General features: G+C 43.5%; 13 protein-coding genes. 9 read left to right on the top strand and 4 right to left on the bottom strand.

Annotated elements, in window-relative coordinates; translation table 11 throughout:
- Window positions 1-122: 122 nt before the first annotated feature.
- The 3 genes from pflB to ycaO form a co-directional block, all read right to left on the bottom strand.
- On the bottom strand, window positions 123-2,405 hold the full coding sequence (gene pflB, locus PSI22_RS08650) for a formate C-acetyltransferase (protein WP_273579394.1): 2,283 nt from the start codon (window positions 2,403-2,405) through the stop codon (window positions 123-125).
- Between the two features lie 54 nt (window positions 2,406-2,459).
- Entirely contained in the window at window positions 2,460-3,317 is an 858-nt protein-coding gene (focA, locus tag PSI22_RS08645) for a formate transporter FocA (protein WP_273579393.1), read from the bottom strand.
- 322 nt (window positions 3,318-3,639) lie between these two features.
- Complete coding sequence (ycaO, locus tag PSI22_RS08640) at window positions 3,640-5,403, bottom strand: 30S ribosomal protein S12 methylthiotransferase accessory factor YcaO (protein ID WP_273579392.1); 1,764 nt, start codon at window positions 5,401-5,403, stop codon at window positions 3,640-3,642.
- 151 nt (window positions 5,404-5,554) lie between these two features.
- Between ycaO and ansB the strand changes: the two genes are divergently transcribed.
- The gene (ansB, locus tag PSI22_RS08635) at window positions 5,555-6,601 is read left to right on the top strand and encodes an L-asparaginase 2 (RefSeq protein WP_254851855.1); all 1,047 of its coding nucleotides are present in this window, start codon (window positions 5,555-5,557) and stop codon (window positions 6,599-6,601) included.
- 514 nt (window positions 6,602-7,115) lie between these two features.
- On the opposite strand, the gene PSI22_RS08630 is transcribed toward ansB, so the two are convergent.
- The gene (locus PSI22_RS08630; protein WP_273579391.1) at window positions 7,116-10,175 is read right to left on the bottom strand and encodes a non-ribosomal peptide synthetase; all 3,060 of its coding nucleotides are present in this window, start codon (window positions 10,173-10,175) and stop codon (window positions 7,116-7,118) included.
- 839 nt (window positions 10,176-11,014) lie between these two features.
- Between PSI22_RS08630 and serC the strand changes: the two genes are divergently transcribed.
- The 8 genes from serC to lpxK all read left to right on the top strand — a co-directional run bounded on the left by serC (window position 11,015) and on the right by lpxK (window position 21,947).
- Window positions 11,015-12,103, top strand: coding sequence for a 3-phosphoserine/phosphohydroxythreonine transaminase (gene serC, locus PSI22_RS08625; RefSeq protein ID WP_273579390.1), 1,089 nt, complete (start codon window positions 11,015-11,017; stop codon window positions 12,101-12,103).
- Window positions 12,104-12,222: 119 nt separating this feature from the next.
- Window positions 12,223-13,512: a 3-phosphoshikimate 1-carboxyvinyltransferase gene (aroA, locus tag PSI22_RS08620; RefSeq protein ID WP_273579389.1), complete on the top strand. Its 1,290-nt coding sequence runs from the start codon at window positions 12,223-12,225 to the stop codon at window positions 13,510-13,512.
- 192 nt (window positions 13,513-13,704) lie between these two features.
- Window positions 13,705-14,391, top strand: a complete 687-nt coding sequence (gene cmk / locus PSI22_RS08615; RefSeq protein WP_038180049.1) for a (d)CMP kinase — start codon at window positions 13,705-13,707, stop codon at window positions 14,389-14,391.
- 193 nt (window positions 14,392-14,584) lie between these two features.
- Window positions 14,585-16,258, top strand: coding sequence for a 30S ribosomal protein S1 (rpsA, locus tag PSI22_RS08610; RefSeq protein ID WP_038180045.1), 1,674 nt, complete (start codon window positions 14,585-14,587; stop codon window positions 16,256-16,258).
- Between the two features lie 72 nt (window positions 16,259-16,330).
- On the top strand, window positions 16,331-16,621 hold the full coding sequence (ihfB, locus tag PSI22_RS08605) for an integration host factor subunit beta (protein ID WP_012987387.1): 291 nt from the start codon (window positions 16,331-16,333) through the stop codon (window positions 16,619-16,621).
- A 204-nt stretch (window positions 16,622-16,825) separates the two neighbouring features.
- A complete protein-coding gene (locus PSI22_RS08600) occupies window positions 16,826-19,171 on the top strand; it encodes a ComEC family protein (RefSeq protein ID WP_273579388.1) in 2,346 nt (781 codons plus the stop codon).
- Window positions 19,172-19,206: 35 nt separating this feature from the next.
- The gene (msbA, locus tag PSI22_RS08595; protein WP_273579401.1) at window positions 19,207-20,955 is read left to right on the top strand and encodes a lipid A ABC transporter ATP-binding protein/permease MsbA; all 1,749 of its coding nucleotides are present in this window, start codon (window positions 19,207-19,209) and stop codon (window positions 20,953-20,955) included.
- On the top strand, window positions 20,952-21,947 hold the full coding sequence (lpxK, locus tag PSI22_RS08590; protein WP_273579387.1) for a tetraacyldisaccharide 4'-kinase: 996 nt from the start codon (window positions 20,952-20,954) through the stop codon (window positions 21,945-21,947). Before msbA ends, lpxK begins: the two co-directional genes overlap by 4 nt.
- Window positions 21,948-21,957: the final 10 nt, after the last annotated feature.

Here is a 21,957-nt window from a genome sequence, read left to right as displayed (position 1 = left end):
GAAGGCGTTTCTCCAAAAACTGACAGGATAATAAAGGCCCCAATTGTGAAGGGGCCTTTAGTGTATGTCATTTTATTTCAATAGAAAATAATGACATTTTTGGACAATGCTATTTTTCTTAATCATATTGTCTGGGTAAATGTACGTGTGATGACATCTCGTTGTTGTTCTTTTGTCAGCGAGTTGAACCGCACGGCGTAACCAGATACACGAATAGTCAATTGAGGATATTTCTCCGGGTTTTCCATCGCATCCAGTAGCATTTCACGGTTCATCACGTTGACGTTCAGATGCTGGCCTCCTTCGATATCTGCTTCATGATGGAAGTAACCATCCATCAGACCAGCCAGATTTGCCTTGCGTACCTCATCGTCTTTACCCAGTGCATTAGGCACGATAGAGAAAGTATAGGAAACCCCATCTTTCGCATAGGCAAATGGCAGTTTGGCGACAGAAGTTAGTGAGGCAACCGCACCTTTTTGATCACGTCCGTGCATTGGATTAGCACCAGGGCCGAATGGTGCACCCGCACGACGTCCATCAGGCGTGTTACCGGTTTTCTTACCATAAACCACATTAGAAGTAATGGTCAGTACAGACTGAGTGGGTACTGCGTTGCGATAGGTTTGTAACTTTTGAATTTTCTTCATAAAGCGTTCAACCAGATCACAGGCGATATCATCGACACGCGGATCGTTATTACCGAATTGTGGATATTCGCCCTCAATATTGAAATCAGTAGCCAAGCCATCTTCATCACGGATTGGAGAAACTTTCGCATACTTGATTGCAGACAGTGAGTCGGCCGCTACGGAAAGACCCGCGATACCACATGCCATGGTACGGTAAACATCACGGTCATGCAGTGCCATCAGTGCCGCTTCATAGCTGTATCTGTCATGCATATAGTGGATGATATTTAAAGCAGTGACATACTGTTTTGCCAGCCAATCCATGAAATGATCCATGCGAGCCATGACTTTGTCATAATCCAGCACTTCGTCTCTCATTGGCTCTTCTTTCGGGCCAACCTGTATTTTCATTTTTTCGTCCACACCGCCGTTGATTGCGTACAGCATGGTTTTTGCCAGATTGGCACGGGCGCCGAAGAATTGCATTTGCTTACCAACAATCATTGGGCTGACACAACATGCGATAGCATAGTCATCGCTGTTGAAATCAGGGCGCATCAGATCATCGTTTTCATATTGCAGGGATGAGGTATCGATAGACACTTTCGCTGCGAATTTTTTGAAGTTGATTGGTAGTTTTTCAGACCACAGGATGGTCATGTTAGGCTCTGGTGATGGCCCCATAGTATAAAGTGTGTTCAGGAAACGGAAACTGTTTTTGGTAACGAGAGTACGGCCGTCCAAGCTCATGCCTGCTAGTGATTCCGTTGCCCAGATGGGATCGCCAGAGAATAACTCATCGTATTCTGGAGTACGCAGAAAACGAACCATGCGCAGTTTCATGACCAGATGGTCAATCAGTTCTTGAGCTTCTTGTTCTGTCAGTCTGCCTGCTTGCAGATCGCGTTCGATGTAGATATCCAGGAAGCTGGACACACGACCGAAAGACATCGCTGCACCATTTTGCGATTTAACCGCTGCCAAATAAGCGAAGTAAGTCCATTGCACGGCTTCTTTCGCTGTGATCGCCGGGTAGGAAATATCACAGCCATATTTAGCCGCCATTTCTTTAATCTGACTAAGAGCGCGGTGCTGTTCAGCGATTTCTTCACGCAGACGGATAGTGGCTTCCAGATCTTCACCGTTTTCCAGTTTTTCCTGTAATGAGGTGAATTGAGCATATTTTTCATCACGCAGGAGGTCGATACCGTACAGAGCAACGCGGCGGTAGTCACCGATGATGCGGCCACGGCCATAGGCATCAGGCAAACCTGTCAGTACACCGGATTTACGGCATTTCAGGATATCAGGTGTATAAACATCGAATACTCCCTGATTGTGGGTTTTGCGATAGTCAGTAAAAATTTGTTTCAGTTTTGGGTCTAGTTCACGGTTGTAAGCTTGACAGGAACTCTCAACCATTTTGATTCCACCGAATGGAATAATGGCGCGTTTCAGCGGTGCTTCGGTTTGCAGGCCTACGATTTGTTCTAGGTCTTTGGCAATATAACCCGCATCATGAGAAATAATTGTAGACGCAACATCAGTATCAAAATCAACCGGCGCATGGGTGCGGTTTTCGATTTTGATACCTTCCATGACTTTTTCCCACAAAATATCAGTCGCTTTTGTGGCGCCTGCAAGGAATGTTTCATCACCTTCATACGGAGTATAGTTCTGCTGGATGAAGTCACGAACGTTGACTTCATTTTTCCAGCTACCCTCGTTAAAGCCTTGCCATGCTACAGAGAATTTTTCATTTAACTCGGACATGATATTTCTACCTTTTAACAGTGGAACTTTTAAGAAACCTGACGTGGAGGCGAATTAATATTTTTGGCCGCCACGTAAATACATGAACCAATAAATCAACCCAACCAATACCGCACCGCCAATAATATTACCTATCGTTACAGGGATCAGGTTATCAGTAATAAAGTGTGAAACGGTGAGTTGAGGAAATTGTTCGGGAGTGGCTCCTACTTTTGCCCAGAATTCCGTTGGGGCAAAATTTTTGATAATGATCCCGAACGGAATTAAAAACATATTGGCGATACTGTGTTCAAAGCCACTGGCGACAAACATGGCAACTGGCAGGATCAAGGCAAACAATTTATCGCTCAGGCTGCGCCCGGCATAGCTCATCCAGACCGCGAGGCATACCATCAGATTGGCCAAAATGCCTAAACATACTGCTTCAATAAAGGTATGGTGCATTTTATGATCGGCAGTCTGTAATACGTTCAGCCCCCAAGAACCATTAGCGACTGCATATTGGCCTGATTGCCACATTAAAATGACAAAAAATAGTGCGCCAATCAGATTACCGATATAAACGTTAATCCAATTTTTGAGCATTTGTGACCAGGTGATACGGCCTGTGGCTTTTGAAACTATAGTCAATACTGTGGAGGTGAAAAGATCGGCACCAAATATAACCACCAGCATTAAACCAAGAGAAAAGCCAATCCCGCCAGTTAATTTTGCCAACCCATAAGGAATAGAAGATGTTCCTGTGGTAGCTGTAATATAAAAAACAAAAGCAATGGAAATAAACACACCTGCCATGATTGCCGATAAATAAGTCACTGCGGGATGTTTATTAATTTTATATACACCACTATCATCAGCGATTTGTGCCATTACAGCAGGTGGAAATAAATTAAAAGGGTTGTCAGTTTTCATACTAACACTCTCTTTATCCTTAATTAATTTTAGCACGTAATGATAGTAACAAACGGGCATTGACCTGAATTTGACATGGATCATGTTACGCAGAAAGTCTGGGGAATTATGGGAGTCTAAATGCGACCATTGTGTTTTAATATATTGATTTTTAATGGAAAAATATTTTTTAAAATTTATAAAAATATTTTATATGAAAGATTTTTGAGAATATTAAAAACATAAAATAACAGGTTAAATTGTCATTTATTTGTTATTTTAAAATAAACTTAATTTAACCTGAATTTTACTTTTTATAATAAATAAACTTTAATGTAACAATTTATTTATTTGACCAAAACTCGCGTTTGGCTTTTTGCAGTTTTTCATAAGTATTAAGTAATGCCTGATGTGCTGGCAATGTTTTTAGCTCTGAATCTATAGACCATAGGCCGTAAAAGCCGTTTTTGCCGTCAATGGCGGCGGAGGCAGCATCGACTGTTTCCTGACCGTACATTTTGACAAAAGCCTGATGGTATTGGCTTGGGTCACGATCTTCTTCTTGGGTCAGCAGCAGCAGTGTTTGCAAACAGCGATAATAATTGGCTCGTTCAGCGGTGAAGACCGAAGCATTGAAGTCCTGTGTCCACTCAACCCAGATCAATGCCTGTTCCAGATCGTTGCCAGCCAATGCCAGCATGGATTTCAATTCACCAATACGCAGGTTACTCCAACCGTTGTCTTTACCTGCGGCGATCCCCAGTAATTCACGGACGCGGGTGAAATCATCCAGCCCTTCATCATCCAATTGTTCAAGGAAAGCAAGATATTCTGCTGGCTGCCACTGGCTATTTGGCAACGCCAGAATAGTATCACGCAGATGAGTTCCCATTGTATTATTGGCGATGTGCAAATCTTCAACCGGATAAATATCTGACATGCCAGGTACCAGAATACGGCAGGCATAAACGCCCAGATGCTCGTAATCAGCAATATAAGCTTCAGCACCCAGCGTATTGAAGATCCCCATCAGTGTGGCAAACTCTTCTTCTGTCGTGCCTTTGAAACTCCAATCAGCAAACGTATAGTCGGCATCCTGTTTGAACAGATCCCAGCTAATCGCACCGCTTGAATCGATGAAGTGAGTTTCCAGATTGGTATGTTCAGACACTTCTTCATCGTCGAAGCTTGGTGGTGTGAAGACATCCAGATCTTTCAAGCTGCGGCCTTGCAGAAGCTCGGTTACGGTACGTTCCAACGCAACACCAAAATCAGGATGAGCGCCAAAAGAGGCGAAGCAAGTGCCATTATTCGGATTGAACAGCACAACGCAAATTACCGGGAATTGACCGCCCAGCGAGGCATCGTAGCAATAAAGTGGGAAGCCTTCTGCCTGCAATTTATTGACGGATTCAACTACGCCAGGATAGCGATTCATTACGCTTTCTGGGATTTCAGGCAGGCTGATGCACTCCGCAATAATGCGGTTTTTTACATAGCGCTCAAACACTTCTGATAATCCCTGAACGCGCGCTTCGTTCATGGTATTGCCTGCGGACATGCCGTTTGAGACATACAGATTGCCGATAATATTCATCGGAATATAAACGGTTTGATTATCGGATTGGCGAGTGAAAGGCAGGGCACAGATCCCGCGTTCTTCATTGCCGGATTGCAAATCAATCAATTGACTGGCGTAGAGTTCGTTGTCAGGGTTGTAGAAATGGTGAAGGCGCTCGTCTAAAATGCCCTCTGGCAGAGAGCCATCTTCCGGCAATGGAAACCATTTTTCGTTTGGATAATGGACAAATTCCCCGTTAGCAACGGCATTCCCAAGGTAAAAATCAGCGAAAAAATAGTTTGTCGATAGACGCTCAAAATATTCCCCTAATGCAGAGGCCAATGCTGCTTTTTTGCTGGCTCCTTTGCCATTGGTAAAGCACAGTGGGCAGTCGCGATCGCGGATATGTACCGACCAGACATTGGGTACGGGATTCAGCCATGAGGCTTCTTCGATATTAAAACCAAGAGATGTCAGCTTGGATTGGAAGTGGTTAATGGAATCTTCCAACGCGGCGTCTTTGCCTGGGATATAGGTTTGCGTCATCGTTATTCACTTCAATTTTTGTTAAAGGCGGCCGCATATCATACGGCGTTTTTTTTGTCTGCTCTATCAATTCCCAAAAATTATTGTTAATTGGAGTTTATTTATTTCCAGTTTACATAATAAAATGGCTTTTTTTACAAGAGGTTAAATCATGAAAAAGACTAAAAAAACAGCAATAGCCGGCTTTCTGACGTTAGTTAGTGGTTCTGCGCTTGCTCTGCCAAACATTACCGTTTTGGCAACTGGTGGCACAATTGCCGGTGGTGGCGAGTCAGCAACTCAATCTAGCTATACTGCGGGTAAAGTTGGTATTGATTCACTGTTGAATGCTGTACCCGCGATTAAAAACATCGCTGATCTGAAAGGTGAGCAGGTTGTCAGCATCGGTTCTCAAGACATGAATGATCAGGTTTGGTTGACTCTGGCAAAAAAAATCAACGCAGATTGTGATAAGACCGATGGTTTCGTGGTTACCCACGGTACTGACACTATGGAAGAAACCGCTTACTTCCTTGATTTGACCACTCAGTGCCAGAAGCCAATCGTGATGGTTGGTGCAATGCGCCCATCAACAGCTCTGGGTGCTGATGGCCCATTAAACCTGTACAATGCTGTAGTTGTAGCGGCAGATAAAAGCTCTGCAAACCGTGGTGTTTTGCTTGCTATGAATGATTCTGTGATTCACGGTCGTCATATTGGCAAACTGAGCACAACTGAAGTTCAGGCGTTCCAGGCTATCAATAGCGGAGCAGAAGGTTTTGTTCACAATGGCAAAGTGAGTTACTACTCTGCTGCTGCACCAGAAAAAGCGCATAAAGCCGCTTTTGATGTCAGCAAACTGGATAAACTGCCAAAAGTGGGTATTGTTTATAACTACTCTAATGCTTCCGAATTGCCAGCAAAAGCATTCGTGGAAAATGGCTATCAGGGTATTGTCAGCGCAGGGGTAGGTAACGGTAATATCTATAAATCCATTTTTGATACCCTGGCTCAAGCCGCTAAAGATGGTGTGGTTGTTGTCAGATCCAGCCGTATTCCTTTTGGTTATACAACCAAGAATGCTGAAGTTAACGACAGCAAATATGGTTTTGTCGCATCAGAGCGTTTGAACCCACAGAAAGCTCGTGTTCTTCTGCAACTGGCTCTGACTCAAACTTCTGATCCAGCAAAAATTCAGGAAATGTTTACTCAATATTAATTCCTGATTTATACCCAATAGATTTCAATTTGTAGCCAACGAAGCTGTAATTTGAAAGATGAAGGATATAAAAAAGCAGAAAGACGCCTTTAATGCGTCTTTCTGTATTTAAGTTCAACATCTGATTATAATATATTTTTAATAGTTTAATGATTGATAAAAGGTCATTTATTTCCCAAAAATTATTTAAAATTCCTTATGTTTTTTGGAGGCGTCCATATCATTCATTGCTTGTATATATTCTGATGTTTTATATTCCATTAACCTGGCTTTTTATAGGAAACATTAGAAAGAACAATGTAAAACATTTTAATTCATCCATGTAATATATGATAATACTTATATGTGTGCAGAATAATATCATTAAGATAAATAAAATTATACGAAAGTGAATTTTATTTTTTGTTACTTTATATATTTAGAAAATTCTGTAACTTTGCTACTGAATAAATACTTAATTATATTTTTTGGTAATTAAAAATGATTCACTATTTCGACATTATTACTATTTGTCTTATGACAGAAAGCCTATACGTCTCCAATAAGAAAGGTAGAGTTCCAACAGATGACTGTCCATTGGTGCATATAACTTATGTATTCTCTTTAATGCTATATTTGTATTTTTTGCATCATACGCCGGCATATTTTCATACACCTCCCATCGGGTAAGCTGCCCATAAATCTTTTCAGATAGTATGGGTATCAATGGCATTAATGGATTATCCACCAGTGCGGGATCTGCTTCCAACTTCTCTAGCCACTCAGAATAATCTAACCCGTTGAGCTGATAACCACACTGATTGAGTAACTCAAAAAATTGATTAAAATCGACAGAGTGCTTATTGTCAGGAGTAACCAGATGATAAGCTCTGCCTAATCGATTGTTGTCACGAGAGATATTCAGTAAGGCTGAACTGACATAATTTACCGGAACGAATTCTCTCCGCTGGTTAACTAACAGGGGATAGGCACCTATTTCTATACATCCCTTGAGTAACCGGGCGATAGAATCGTTGGGGTTACCTGCCCCTGTCTGGCTGTCACCCATGATAAAACCAGGACGATATACAGAAAGCGGTATCCCTCTGTCTCTGGCCTGCCATATTATCCGTTCAACAACCCATTCGCTTTGTGAATATCCTGAATCATATCTCATGGCGTCTAAGTAAGGCATGATGTCGTCATCTTCATAGATTGTGGATATAGGCGACAGCAGTCCGGCAGGGCCAAACACCGCAATGGTGGAGACATAATGAAAAGATTTGACTTTTTCGCTGACCGCGAAGCGTAATAGATTCAGCGTCCCTACAACGTTTCCGGCGCGATGGGCTGAATAAGGCTGAATATAATTGACATGTGCCGCCAAATGGAAAATGACATCACATTCTACAGATAAGCGCTTATAAGTCTGTGGGTCCATTGCGAGCAGAGGCTCAGTAATATCGCCGGCAATAACCTGCAACCGGGGGAGAAATTCGTCCTGCCACACCCCGTATTGATTCAGGTTTTTCTTGACCCGAAGCAACGCTGCATCATTATCATGTGCACGTACCAGACAAGTCACCTGATTAATTTCGGGTTGTAACAACAGATCACGCAGGAAAAAAGCGCCCAGAAACCCAGTGGCTCCGGTTAATAATACTCGCCCCGTGTTTGGGGTAAGCCACGGCTGGAGGGGTTGAGACAAGGGCTGAATATCTAATGGCAGCACACCGTCCTTGAGCATAACAGTGCATATATCAATGTCTTCCTGATGATTTTGTTGGAGACTTTCCACGAGTTTTCTCGGTGTAGGGGCATCGTATAAATTCTGGACTGATAAACTGCGCTGCATTTTGCGTCTGATTTCAACGACGAGTCTGGCGGCCTGCAACGAGCTGCCCCCGGACTGGAAGAAATCACTATCCAGTGTCAGATCATAGGAATCCAGAACCTGTTGCCAAATATTTAAGATGGCAGACTCTTCTTCACTCATTTGTGTACTTGATTGGGGTAATAATTGTTGTTCTTGATTTTCTAAACATTCCTCCAGTAAGCGTGCTCTATCAATTTTACCATTGTGGGTGACTGGTATATGCCCGATAACGACCAGCTGAGGCAGCATATAGTTGGGTAAGCGGGTATTAATCCATTGAATTAATTCTTGTTTTGAAAATGAGTCTGGATCTTTAGGGACAATAAAACCGGTCAGATAAGGTTCTATGTTTTCTTTTTTGATCACACATACCGCCGCTGATTTCAAAAATTGACTTTCCAGCAACTGAGCTTCAATCTTTTCAATTTCAATGCGATGTCCGCGTAGTTTTATCTGGTTATCTGCCCGTCCCGCATACATAAAAACGCCATCAGAACGTTGCCAGCCTAAATCTCCCGTGTTATAGACTCTCCTTAATGTATTATTCTTATTAACATCCGCCACAATAAAACGTTGCGCATTAATTTCCGGACGGTTCCAGTAACCCCGCGCTAAACCAGTTCCTCCAATGTATATTCCACCTAATTGGCTTGGTGCAACAAGTTGTTGCTGGTCATCCAAAATGTAAACCTCCGTATTATTAATGGGTTTTCCAATAGGTATACTTTCTCCGGTTAGTTGGTCCAGGGTAATTTCATGGGTTGTAGCAAAAATGGTGCTTTCAGTCGGTCCATAACCGTTTATCAGATGTTGCGGAGGAGAGGATTGTAAAACCTGCCGCAGCGAATAAGGGTTGAGTGCTTCTCCACCGACCAGAAGATAACGCAGACCACGGAATGCCCAAGGACACGTACTGGCAACTAAGTTAAATAAGGTAGTGGTAATAAACATGGTGTTAACAGAAAATCGTTTTAATGCGGCCTCAAACAGATAAGGATCGATAACTGTTTTTCTGGGAATAATGACTATTGTAGCCCCATTTAATAACGCGCCCCAGATTTCAAATAAAGAGGCATCAAATGTGGGGTTGGCAATGCAAGCTATTTTGTCGGTGGCTACGAAATTAATATAATTTGTATTAACAACGAAACGGAGGATACCCTGAGCTTCAATTTCAACTGCTTTGGGTTTTCCTGTTGTTCCTGATGTGAATAAAATATGAGTCCGATGCGTTTTTCCACTATGGATATCGAGTAAGTGAACCGCATCCGTCGGTTTCAGTAAACTTTCATTCATAGTGATGAAATTTGTGGGCAGGGGGCGCTCTTGCGATTTGATATCTGTCAATGTCAGGTTGACTTGCAAATCCTGCAGCATAAAACCTAGCCTCTCATCAGGCATGGCGGGGTCGAGTGGAACGCAGCTCCCGCCAGCCAGTAAGATGGCTACTTGACAAATGATTTGCTCAATCCCAGGCTCCAACAAAATGGCAACAGGGGATTCATATTTTACTCCCTGTTGGCGTAAATAAACTGCCAGAGATTGTGCCTGCTGAGCCAGTTCACGATAACTCACAGTTCGCTCTGCGGTAATGATTGCTTTATTTTCAGGATATTCCACGGCTTTTTGTATAAAGATGTCAATCACGCTGTTATCAGTGACGTGTGTTAATCTTTCCGCGAAACTACTGGTAGCAATATTCATAACTTCTTGAATCATAATGATGTCCTCGATAAATTAGTGGCAGATTGTCTCTGTCTATAATATCACCTATAGGAAAAATCCTAATTTGTAATTTTTTTGGATAATTAGGATTAATCCTAGTGACTTCGAGAGAGAATCGCATTTACCTTTATGATGTCAATGTTATTTTTTATGGGTATTTGAACAAAAAATCAACAACCCGAGAAAGCATGCAGGAGACGAAGCCGATTGTTCATCCACTTTACAAATCAGTTCAATGTTTTGTTTATCTACATCAGTGTGGTCATAAATAATGGAAAGTCTGGATTGGGCTATTTAATATATATCTCGGAACGTCATTAAATAGCCGCAAATAGAATCAATAAAATACAACTAACCAGATGGAATATACGAAAAAATTAATTATTAATATCCAGATTATGAATCAAGATATATATTTTTGATATTAACCTTGCTCCCGCTCTGCAATTTGAAACCTATTGAGTATATATAATATTTTAGGAAAAATATGAGCGCGATAATAGCTAATTATTCTAAAATAAAATAAAATGAAAATTGAAAACTACAGAGTGTGAATTTAATACCCAATATACTTATATGAAAAGTAATCTATTTATCTTAATTTATATATTTAGCTTGTTATTTAAATGTATTTTAATCCTTAAGGTAGCTTGAAAGCGGTACCATTCTGGCTATTTTATTGGTTTTTTTATATCCATATTATTAATAACGCAGTCTATCAACCAGTTATACAATAGGTTGCAACAATCTTTTAATAACCATTGCAGCGACAGGGCGGGAATGATAAAACCAATACATCCGATTTTATTGTATCCGTTGATAGGGTGAAGTTAATGAGTCAGGTATATAATTTCAGCGCTGGTCCAGCCATGTTGCCAGCAGAAGTATTACGCCGTGCAGAACAAGAGCTTTGCAATTGGCATGGTCTGGGAACATCTGTTATGGAGATCAGCCACCGTAGCAAAGAGTTTATGGATGTTGCGGCTGAAGCAGAAAAAGATCTTCGGGATTTATTAGCAATACCTGAGAATTACAAAGTTCTGTTCTGCCATGGTGGTGCCCGTGGTCAGTTTTCGGCTTTGCCACAGAATCTACTTGGTAACAAAACGACAGCCGATTATATCGTCAGTGGTTATTGGGCTGAGAGTGCAGCGAAAGAAGCAGAAAAATATTGCACACCAAACGTCATAAATATTACGACAGAAGTTGATGGCATCAGAAGCGTGAAGCCAATGAATGAATGGGCGTTGAGCAGTGATGCCGCCTATGTGCATTATTGCCCTAATGAAACTATTGAAGGTATTGCAATTTTTGAAGAGCCTGATTTTGGCGATGATAAGATTGTGGTTGCTGATTACTCTTCAGCTATTCTTTCAGCTCCGATCGATGTGAGTCGTTACGGCATGATTTATGCGGGAGCTCAGAAGAACATCGGGCCAGCGGGAATTACAGTGGTGATTGTCCGTGAGGACTTATTGGGTAAAGCACATCAACATACCCCGTCAATTCTGGATTACACTGTGCAGGCTAAATCAGACTCTATGTTCAATACTCCGCCAACATTTGCCTGGTATCTCTCAGGCATGGTATTCAAGTGGCTGAAAGAGCAGGGGGGCTTACAGGAAATCAGCAAACGCAATCATGCGAAATCAGAACTCCTCTATCGTGCTATTGATAACAGTAATCTGTATATCAACCGTGTTGCACCACAGAACCGTTCCATCATGAACATACCATTCCAACTGGCCAGCCCAATGCTGGATGGTAAATTCCTGGAAGAAGCCTATGCACATGGGTTACACGCTTTGAAAGGGCATAAAGTTGCTGGTGGTGCGCGAGCTTCCATTTATAACGCCATGTCTTATGAAGGTGTTCAGGCATTGGTTGAGTTTATGGCTGATTTTGAACGCCGTAACGCATAATGCGCTTATCATCGGGAGGAATGAAACCTCCCGATGTGAATATTCCTCATTTATTATTCCAAAAAATTAAACCGAACATTACAAATACAACGTATTAAAAACCGGAGATCCCGCGATTTATGCAATCCCTGACGTTAAAACCTATTTCTTGTATCAATGGAACTATTAACCTGCCCGGCTCCAAAAGTGTTTCCAACCGTGCGTTGCTGCTCGCAGCCTTCGCTAAGGGAACAACTCGCCTGACCAATTTGTTGGACAGTGATGATATCCGCCATATGCTTAATGCTCTGACAGCACTCGAAATTCCCTACCGTCTGTCAGACGATCGTACTTGCTGTGAAGTTGATGGTATTGGGGGAACTCTCACAGGAAAAGGTGCGCTGGAGCTGTTTTTGGGCAATGCAGGAACGGCCATGCGTCCGTTGGCTGCGGCATTGTGTCTGGGAGACAGTAACAATGTAGTGCTGACAGGGGAACCTCGGATGAAAGAGCGTCCAATTGGTCACTTGGTGGATGCATTGCGTCAAGGCGGAGCAAAAATTGATTATCTTGAACAGGAAAATTATCCGCCACTGCATATCAAAGGTGGGTTTTCGGGGGGAAAAGTTGTCGTTGATGGCAGTGTTTCCAGCCAATTTCTGACAGCTTTGCTGATGGCCGCACCATTGGCGGCGAATGATACAGAAATTCATATTCAGGGTGATCTGGTTTCTAAACCTTATATTGATATTACTCTGGCGCTGATGAAAAGTTTCGGTGTGACGGTAGAAAATCACCAATATCAAATTTTTCATGTTAAAGGGCAGCAGCAATACCAATCACCGGGGCATTATCTGGTGGAAGGGGATGCTTCGTCTGCTTCTTATTTTCTGGCAGCCGCTGCGATAAAAGGTGGCACGGTTCGCGTGACAGGCATCGGTAAGAATAGCCTGCAAGGCGATACAAAATTTGCTGATGTGCTGGAAAAGATGGGAGCGACGATTCGTTGGGGTAATGATTTTGTGGAATGTGAACGTGGCACATTGATGGGTGTCGATATGGACATGAACGCTATTCCTGATGCCGCTATGACTATTGCGACAACAGCGCTGTTTGCTCTGGGTGAAACTGTCATTCGCAATATTTATAACTGGCGGGTAAAGGAAACGGATCGTCTCAATGCAATGGCGACTGAATTACGCAAGATTGGGGCTGAGGTGGAAGAAGGGCATGATTACATTCGTATCGTTCCGCCACAAAAGCTCAATCATGCTGAAATTGAAACCTATAATGATCATCGAATGGCGATGTGTTTCTCGCTGGTTGCACTTTCGGATACACCAGTGACGATCCTTGATCCAGGCTGTACGGCTAAAACATTCCCAGATTATTTCAATCAGCTTGAAAAACTGAGTCAATACATAATGTAATCAGGGATTGAATCCATTTCAATGGTTTACTCATGGTGAAAATCGTCAGGTAATCATGATGTGCTTATTCCACTCATCTGCGGAGTGCGTATAATAAGAGATATTTTACTGTTCATTAATTGAGCAGTTTTCTGCAATCGGTAGATGACCCGTTTGTTGTGCGGAAAGCGCTATGCGAAAAGGAGGAAAATAATGGTGGCGATAGCCTCAGTAATAACCGTTGATGGGCCAAGTGGTGCTGGCAAAGGAACACTCTGTCAGGCACTGGCTGAAGCACTGGGTTGGCAATTACTTGATTCAGGTGCCATTTATCGTGTATTAGCACTGGCAGCCATTCACCATCAGGTGGATATCCAATCCGAAGACTCACTGGTTCCTCTGGCTGCAAATTTAGATGTTCGTTTTATGCCTGCCAATGGCAAACTCAGGGTCATCCTGGAAGGCGAAGATGTCAGCAATGAAATCCGTACTGAAGCCGTTGGCAATACGGCTTCACAGGCGGCAACATTTCCTCGTGTCCGTGAAGCACTGCTTCGTCGGCAGCGGGCTTTTCGTATCGCACCGGGGTTGATCGCTGATGGGCGTGATATGGGGACGGTGGTATTTCCTGATGCGCCAGTGAAAATTTTTCTCGATGCCAGCGCGGAAGAACGCGCCCGCAGGCGCATGTTACAGTTGCAGGAGAAGGGTTTTAGTGTTAACTTTGACCGCCTTTTGTCCGAGATACAGGAGCGGGATTTCCGTGACCGTAATCGGGCCGTTGCGCCGTTAGTGCCTGCACATGATGCATTGCTCTTGGATTCGACCAGCATGTCTATCGAAGAAGTGATTGATAAGGCCCTGACTTATGCGAAAAACGCGCTGGCACTGCCTGCGTAATTGTTGTTTTCGCATGTTGCACTCTTGCAACAGTGCACCAAGAAGATGTATATAGAATCCTGGTATGTGGGCAGTCAAATATGCTGGCATACCAAAGCACCTTGTAACAGGGAATAGTTGCGAGGCATGTAAAACAACCCCATTCGGCCGGATGCTAGATGGACGTTAATTTAAAACCTTGAAGATCATTAACATGACAGAATCTTTTGCTCAACTCTTTGAAGAATCCCTACAGGTTATCGAAACTCGTCCAGGTGCCATTGTTCGTGGTGTCGTCGTTTCTATCGATAAAGACGTTGTATTGGTTGATGCAGGTCTGAAATCAGAATCTGCAATTCCTGTAGAACAATTCAAAAATGCTCAGGGTGAGCTGGAAATCCAAGTTGGCGATGAAATCGACGTTGCTCTGGATGCGGTAGAAGATGGTTTCGGTGAAACTATCCTGTCCCGTGAAAAAGCAAAACGTCATGAAGCATGGCTGATGCTGGAAAAAGCATACGAAGAAGCTGAAACTGTTACCGGTGTTATCAACGGTAAAGTCAAAGGTGGCTTCACTGTAGAACTGAACGGTATCCGTGCATTCCTGCCAGGTTCACTGGTTGACGTTCGCCCAGTTCGTGATACTGCTCACCTTGAAGGCAAAGAGCTTGAGTTCAAAGTCATCAAGCTGGATCAGAAACGCAACAACGTAGTTGTTTCCCGTCGTGCCGTTATCGAATCTGAAAACAGCGCAGAGCGTGATCAGCTGTTGGAAAATCTGCAAGAAGGCATGGAAGTTAAAGGTATCGTTAAGAACCTGACTGACTACGGTGCATTCGTTGATCTGGGCGGCGTTGATGGCTTGCTGCACATTACTGATATGGCTTGGAAACGTGTTAAACACCCAAGCGAAATCGTCAATGTGGGCGATGAAATCACAGTTAAAGTACTGAAATTCGACCGTGAGCGTACTCGCGTATCTCTGGGTCTGAAACAACTGGGTGAAGATCCATGGGTAGCAATCGCTAAGCGTTACCCAGAAAGTACTAGACTGACTGGTCGCGTAACTAACCTGACTGACTACGGCTGCTTCGTTGAAATCGAAGAAGGTGTTGAAGGTCTGGTACACGTTTCAGAAATGGATTGGACTAACAAAAACATCCACCCATCCAAAGTTGTTAACGTTGGTGACGTTGTGGAAGTTATGGTTCTGGATATCGATGAAGAACGTCGTCGTATCTCCCTGGGTCTGAAACAGTGTAAATCTAATCCTTGGCAGCAATTTGCTGAAACTCACAACAAAAACGACCGCGTTGAAGGTAAAATCAAGTCAATCACTGACTTCGGTATCTTCATCGGTCTGGACGGCGGCATCGACGGCCTGGTTCACCTGTCTGACATCTCCTGGAACGTTGCAGGCGAAGAAGCAGTTCGTGAATACAAGAAAGGCGACGAAATTGCTGCTGTAGTTCTGCAGGTTGATGCAGAGCGTGAGCGTATCTCTCTGGGCATCAAGCAACTGGCAGAAGACCCATTCAACAATTACCTGTCTGTAAATAAGAAAGGTACGATTGTTAATGGTAAAGTGACTGCAGTTGACGCAAAAGGTGCTACAGTTGAATTAGCTGACGGCGTTGAAGGTTACCTGCGTGCATCAGAAGCTTCTCGTGACCGCATTGAAGATGCAACTCAAGTTCTGAACGTTGGCGATGAAGTTGAAGCTAAATATGTTGGTGTTGATCGCAAAAATCGCATAGTCAACCTGTCTGTTCGTGCGAAAGACGAAGCTGATGAAAAAGACGCTATCGCTTCTGTGAACAAACAAGAAGATACGAGCTTTGCTAACAACGCAATGGCTGAAGCTTTCAAAGCAGCTAAAGGCGAATAATCTAAGTCAATAACATTGGGTGATACCTCGGAAACGGTGGTATTACCCGATACGGTAGTTTAGGGAGGTATTATGACCAAGTCTGAATTAATCGAAAGACTTACTGAGCAACAATCTCACATGCCCGCTAAAGCCGTTGAAGATGCAGTGAAAGAAATGCTTGATCATATGGCAGAAACATTGGCCGCAGGTGAACGAATTGAAGTTCGTGGATTCGGCAGCTTTTCTCTTCACTACCGGGCTCCGCGTGTGGGTCGTAACCCCAAAACTGGCGATAAAGTTGAATTGGAAGGTAAGTACGTTCCTCACTTTAAACCAGGTAAAGAGTTACGCGATCGCGTGAATATCTATAGCGACAGCTAAGATAGAAGTTATTACTTAATTGCTAACGGCACCTTAGGGTGCCGTTTTTTTGTGATTATTTTCGCATTATTTTGTCGTCTTTTCTTGACCGACGAACTAATTTGCGAAGTGATTCTATATTAGTACTTATCTGTCTGGTCGCAGCATAAATAATGGAATAGGCTTGTCTGTCTGAATGGAATATCAGCGCAGAGGCGTAACCGGATGTGGCCTATCATTTTTTTCCCCTTTACTTGTATTCTCTCCATTTGGCGAAAGCAGCTGTTTATTATCAGTCTGAATCAGGCTGCTATAGCAATTATTCTGGGAATGATCCCCTTATTATTGCTTGCTGAATTACCTCAGCAGAGGGAAATTTATTTCCTGATTGGGCTGGCATTTTGTTTATGGTTTGTTCCCTGTAAATCCGCTCGAATAACTTCGCTGATGCTATGGGCATTTATTTTTGGGTGTTGGCATGGTCATCTGATATTGAACCAAATCACTTATTTCAGCGAAACCTCCCGTTCTGCAACGGTCATGATTGAGAGCGTATCTTTAGGTGCTGAGAAGAATAATGCGGAAGAAAAAGAACGTTATCGGATCCGATTAATTGAAAGTGATGGAAAATATATTTTCCCTGCTTTATTTGCATCGGTACTATGGAATTCTCCTGAATCGCTGTGTGCTGGCCAGATATGGCAGGTCACAATGAAACTCAGGCCGGTTCATGCTCAATTGAACCATGGAAGCTATGATAGCCAGAGATATGCACTTTCTATTCGTCAGCCACTTAATGGCAAAATAACTAAGGCGAGGTTACTGAATGGTCAGTGCAGTTTTAGGCAAGATCTGATAAATAAACTGGTGCCAGAAATCCAACCATTGAAACATGCAGGTATCGCTCTGGCTCTGACCTTTGGTGAAAGGAAGTGGCTGGATCAACAAACCAGACTGCTGTTGCAGCAAACGGGCATTGCGCATCTTATGGCGATTTCAGGGTTACATATCGCAATGGCCAGTTTATTCGGCTGGAGCCTTGCCAGGGGCATTCAGTTTTTCTTTCCGGCAAGGTGGGTGAGTTTTCGTTTCCCGCTCCTCATGGGTTGGTTGACCGCGGTGTTATATGCTTGGCTGTCAGGCTGGGGGATTCCGGCTGTTCGGGCAATATTAGGATTAACACTTTGGATTTATCTACGGTGTAGAAACCGGTTTTGTTTTTCATGGCAGTGGGCTTTATGGAGTGCTGCCCTGATTTTACTGTTTGATCCGCTGGCAATCCTTTCTGACAGCTTTTGGCTCTCATTTACTGCGGTGATGGCGTTGTTATTCTGGTTTCACTGGATGCCCTTACCCGAGGGTATCCGTTATGGCTGGCGGTGGGGTTGGCTACGTGGGCTGCATATGCAATTGGGAATGATGCTAATGTTGTTGCCGTTGCAGCTTTTGTTGTTTCAGGGGCTGAATATTGCATCATTGGTTGCTAACTTATGGGCTGTACCGATAGTCTCTTTCTTGTCTGTGCCTCTGGTGATGTTGGCGTTATCCTGTTTCTTTCTTCCTGTTATTCAGCCAATTTTGTGGCAGTTGGTTGATTACAGTATTGTACTCGCTTTGGCGCCTTTGCAGGTTTTAACACATTCATGGTTTGAAACAGGGCATTTCCCTATCTTTATAACGCTTGTGGGGTGGTTTTTTGTCATTTTTTGGCGTTTGGGCTGGTGGAAGTCTTATAAATGGCTGTTAGGTGTCGCGATTGGAATTATTGTCTGTTATTTAAAACGCGATGATGAATACCAATGGCGTTTTTCGATGCTGGATGTTGGACATGGTTTGGCAGTGGTCATTGATAAGGGAGGAAAGGCAATCATTTTTGATACAGGAAACCGTTGGGAAACGGGGAGTATGGCAGAAAAAGTCATTGCACCTTATTTGCGTTGGCATCGTTTGACACCAGAACAGATTATTCTCAGCCACGATCATTTGGATCATACAGGTGGAGTGGAGTATCTGAGAGGAAAATATCCTGATATTCAAATCAGGAGTTCTTTGATCGAGCAATCACATTTGCCTTGTATTCGTGGTGAGCAATGGACCTGGCAGGAATTAACGTTTCGGGTCATCTGGCCGCAAGAAAAAACAGCGGTTGTCGGTAATAATCAATCTTGTGTGATCCGCATTGATGATGGTAAACACAGTCTATTATTAACAGGTGATTTGGAAAAACAGAGTGAATACCGCTTAGTCAGTCTTGAGCGAGAACAGCTGAATGCAACAATATTGCAAGTTCCTCATCATGGGAGCAATACTTCGTCCACAGCGGTATTTATACGCACAGTCATGCCTAAATATGCATTAACTTCGGTTGCCCGTTATAGCCCGTGGAAGTTGCCTTCAGTGAAAGTACAGGAACGTTATAAAAATGCTGAAATTCAATGGCATAGCACTGCGGTTTCCGGCCAGATTACCGGTTATTTCTATCGTGATCACATTAAATTAGCAGGTTATAGACAACACATAATGTCACGGTGGTATCATCAGTGGTTTGGTATTCATCGCGATCATGAGTAGAATGACCCGCTATTTCTTTTGGTTTTGGTAACTCAATAATGAATGATAAAGACCTTTCTACCTGGCAGACCTTCCGCCGATTGTGGCCGCTCATCACACCATTTAAGTTAGGGTTGGCAGTGGCGGCGATTGCACTGGTTATAAATGCTGCTGGTGATACATTGATGCTTTCTTTGTTGAAACCTTTACTTGATGAGGGTTTTGGCAAGGCAGACATGAGCGTATTGGAGTGGATGCCACTGGTTGTTATCGGGCTGATGCTTTTGCGTGGCATATCGGGTTTTATATCAAGTTATTGTATATCTTGGGTATCTGGCAAAGTTGTCATGCAGATGCGCCGTCGTCTGTTCACCCATATGATGGGAATGCCAGTTTCCTTTTTTGACCAGCAATCTACGGGGACATTGCTTTCCCGCATTACATACGATTCAGAACAGGTTGCTTCTTCTTCTTCCGGCGCGTTGGTGACAGTTGTCAGGGAAGGAGCATCAATTATCGGCCTGTTCATTCTGATGTTTTATTACAGTTGGGAGCTTTCTCTGATCTTGATTGTCATTGCTCCGATTGTCGCTCTTGTTATTCGTCTTGTTTCGGTACGTTTTCGTAATATCAGCAAAAATATGCAGAACAGCATGGGAATGGTGACAACCAGCGCAGAACAGATGCTGAAAGGGCACAAAGAAGTTTTGATCTTTGGTGGTCAGAAGATTGAGACTAAACGTTTTAACAAAGTCAGTAACCATATGCGTCAGCAAGGCATGAAAATGGTGTCGGCGTCGTCTATTTCTGACCCCATTATTCAGTTAATTGCCTCTTTTGCTTTAGCGTTTGTCCTGTATGCTGCCAGTTTCCCGGAAATTATGGGCGCACTGACTGCGGGTAAAATCACCGTGGTATTTTCATCCATGATCGCCCTGATGCGCCCACTGAAATCGCTGACTAATGTTAACGCACAATTCCAGCGTGGTATGGCCGCTTGCCAAACATTATTTGCGATTCTGGATATGGAGCAGGAAAAAGATGAAGGTAAGCTGGAGCTGAAAAAAGCAAAAGGTGATCTTGAATTCCGTAATGTCACATTCTGCTATCCAACCAAAGATCATCCTGCGCTGAAAAGCATCTCAATGACCATTCCTAAAGGTAAAACTGTCGCATTGGTGGGGCGTTCTGGTTCAGGAAAATCGACGATTGCCAATCTTCTCACTCGTTTTTACGATATCAATGAAGGCGGCATCATATTGGATGGGCATGATCTGCGTGAATACTCATTGTCTTCACTGCGCAGCCAGATAGCGCTGGTATCGCAGAATGTCCATTTGTTCAATGATACGGTCGCTAATAACATCGCTTACGCCAGCGAAGGAAAATTTAGCCGTGAAGAAATTGAACGAGCCGCGGAAATGGCCTATGCGATGGACTTTATCAAGAAACTGGATCAGGGTCTTGATACCATGATTGGTGAAAATGGTGTCCTGCTTTCAGGCGGGCAACGTCAGCGTATTGCCATTGCCCGTGCGTTGCTGCGTGATTCCCCGATTCTTATTCTGGATGAGGCAACCTCAGCACTGGATACTGAATCTGAGCGCGCCATACAAGCGGCGCTGGATGAATTGCAGAAAAACAGGACTGCTTTGGTCATTGCCCATCGCCTTTCTACCATTGAAAATGCGGATGAAATTATCGTCGTTGAAGACGGTTTTATCGTCGAAAAAGGTAATCATTCGGTTCTGTTGGAAAAAGATGGCGCGTATGCCCAATTACATCGGATGCAATTTGGTCAATGATTGAACGCATATGGTTCGGCCGTTCATGGCTTTACATCTTGCTATTGCCACTGTCAGCCCTTTATGGGCTGATAAGCGGTCTGCGTCGTTTAGGCTATAAACTGGGATTGATCCGTTCTTGGAAAGCGCCTGTACCTGTTGTTGTCGTGGGTAACTTGACGGCAGGAGGGAATGGCAAAACACCAGTCGTCATTTGGCTGGTTGAACAATTGCAGCGAACAGGCTATCAGGTTGGTGTTGTTTCTCGCGGTTATGGCGGGAAAGCGGAACATTACCCACTGTTGGTAACAGGCGAAGTGACAACGGCACAAACGGGAGATGAGCCAGTTTTGATTCATCGCCGTACTGGTGCACCTGTTGCGGTCGCACCGAAACGCACCGATGCTATCAAGGCGTTATTAACGAATTTTCCCATCGATATCATCATCACCGATGATGGTCTCCAACATTATGCCTTACAGCGTGATTATGAAATTGTGGTTATTGATGGTATCCGTCGCTTCGGTAATGGCTGCTGGCTACCGGCAGGGCCGATGCGGGAACTCGCTGGTCGTCTAAATACGGTCAATACCATTATTGTTAATGGAGGAACACCGGAAGCAGGCGAATTGCCCATGACGCTAAAAGGTGAACTGGCGATTAACCTGCTGACGGGAGAATCGCGTCAGGTCAGTAATATTCCCAATGGGGTGGCAATGGCAGGTATTGGTCATCCACCGCGTTTTTTTGCAACTTTGCAGCAGTTGGGAGCTGTTTTGCAGGAAACACACGCTTTTGCTGATCATCAATCTTATGATAAAACTCAATTGTCGGCTTTGACCGATGATGGGCAGAATTTGCTGATGACAGAAAAAGATGCAGTTAAATGTTTCGAATTCGCGCAGCCTAATTGGTGGTATTTACCGGTTTCTGCACATTTTCCAGAAGAAAAAGAGCAAAAAATACTGGATGAAATTTGTGCTTTACTCCCTAAAGTGAACATGCGTAGATAATCTTGGTAAA

The sequence above is a fragment of the Xenorhabdus aichiensis genome, assembly GCF_028598775.1.
GTDB classification, from domain to species: Bacteria; Pseudomonadota; Gammaproteobacteria; order Enterobacterales; family Enterobacteriaceae; genus Xenorhabdus; species Xenorhabdus bovienii.
This window is presented reverse-complemented; position numbering and strand designations above follow the sequence as displayed.

Excerpts from the sequence above, each read along its gene's own strand:
- ycaO (WP_273579392.1), bottom strand. The coding sequence starts at position 5,403 with ATGACGCAAACCTATATCCCAGGCAAAGACGCCGCGTTGGAAGATTCC.
- aroA (WP_273579389.1), top strand. The coding sequence starts at position 12,223 with ATGCAATCCCTGACGTTAAAACCTATTTCTTGTATCAATGGAACTATT.
- PSI22_RS08600 (WP_273579388.1), top strand. The coding sequence starts at position 16,826 with ATGTGGCCTATCATTTTTTTCCCCTTTACTTGTATTCTCTCCATTTGG.
- rpsA (WP_038180045.1), top strand. The coding sequence starts at position 14,585 with ATGACAGAATCTTTTGCTCAACTCTTTGAAGAATCCCTACAGGTTATC.
- ihfB (WP_012987387.1), top strand. The coding sequence starts at position 16,331 with ATGACCAAGTCTGAATTAATCGAAAGACTTACTGAGCAACAATCTCAC.
- PSI22_RS08630 (WP_273579391.1), bottom strand. The coding sequence starts at position 10,175 with ATGATTCAAGAAGTTATGAATATTGCTACCAGTAGTTTCGCGGAAAGA.
- serC (WP_273579390.1), top strand. The coding sequence starts at position 11,015 with ATGAGTCAGGTATATAATTTCAGCGCTGGTCCAGCCATGTTGCCAGCA.
- focA (WP_273579393.1), bottom strand. The coding sequence starts at position 3,317 with ATGAAAACTGACAACCCTTTTAATTTATTTCCACCTGCTGTAATGGCA.
- lpxK (WP_273579387.1), top strand. The coding sequence starts at position 20,952 with ATGATTGAACGCATATGGTTCGGCCGTTCATGGCTTTACATCTTGCTA.
- ansB (WP_254851855.1), top strand. The coding sequence starts at position 5,555 with ATGAAAAAGACTAAAAAAACAGCAATAGCCGGCTTTCTGACGTTAGTT.
- pflB (WP_273579394.1), bottom strand. The coding sequence starts at position 2,405 with ATGTCCGAGTTAAATGAAAAATTCTCTGTAGCATGGCAAGGCTTTAAC.
- cmk (WP_038180049.1), top strand. The coding sequence starts at position 13,705 with ATGGTGGCGATAGCCTCAGTAATAACCGTTGATGGGCCAAGTGGTGCT.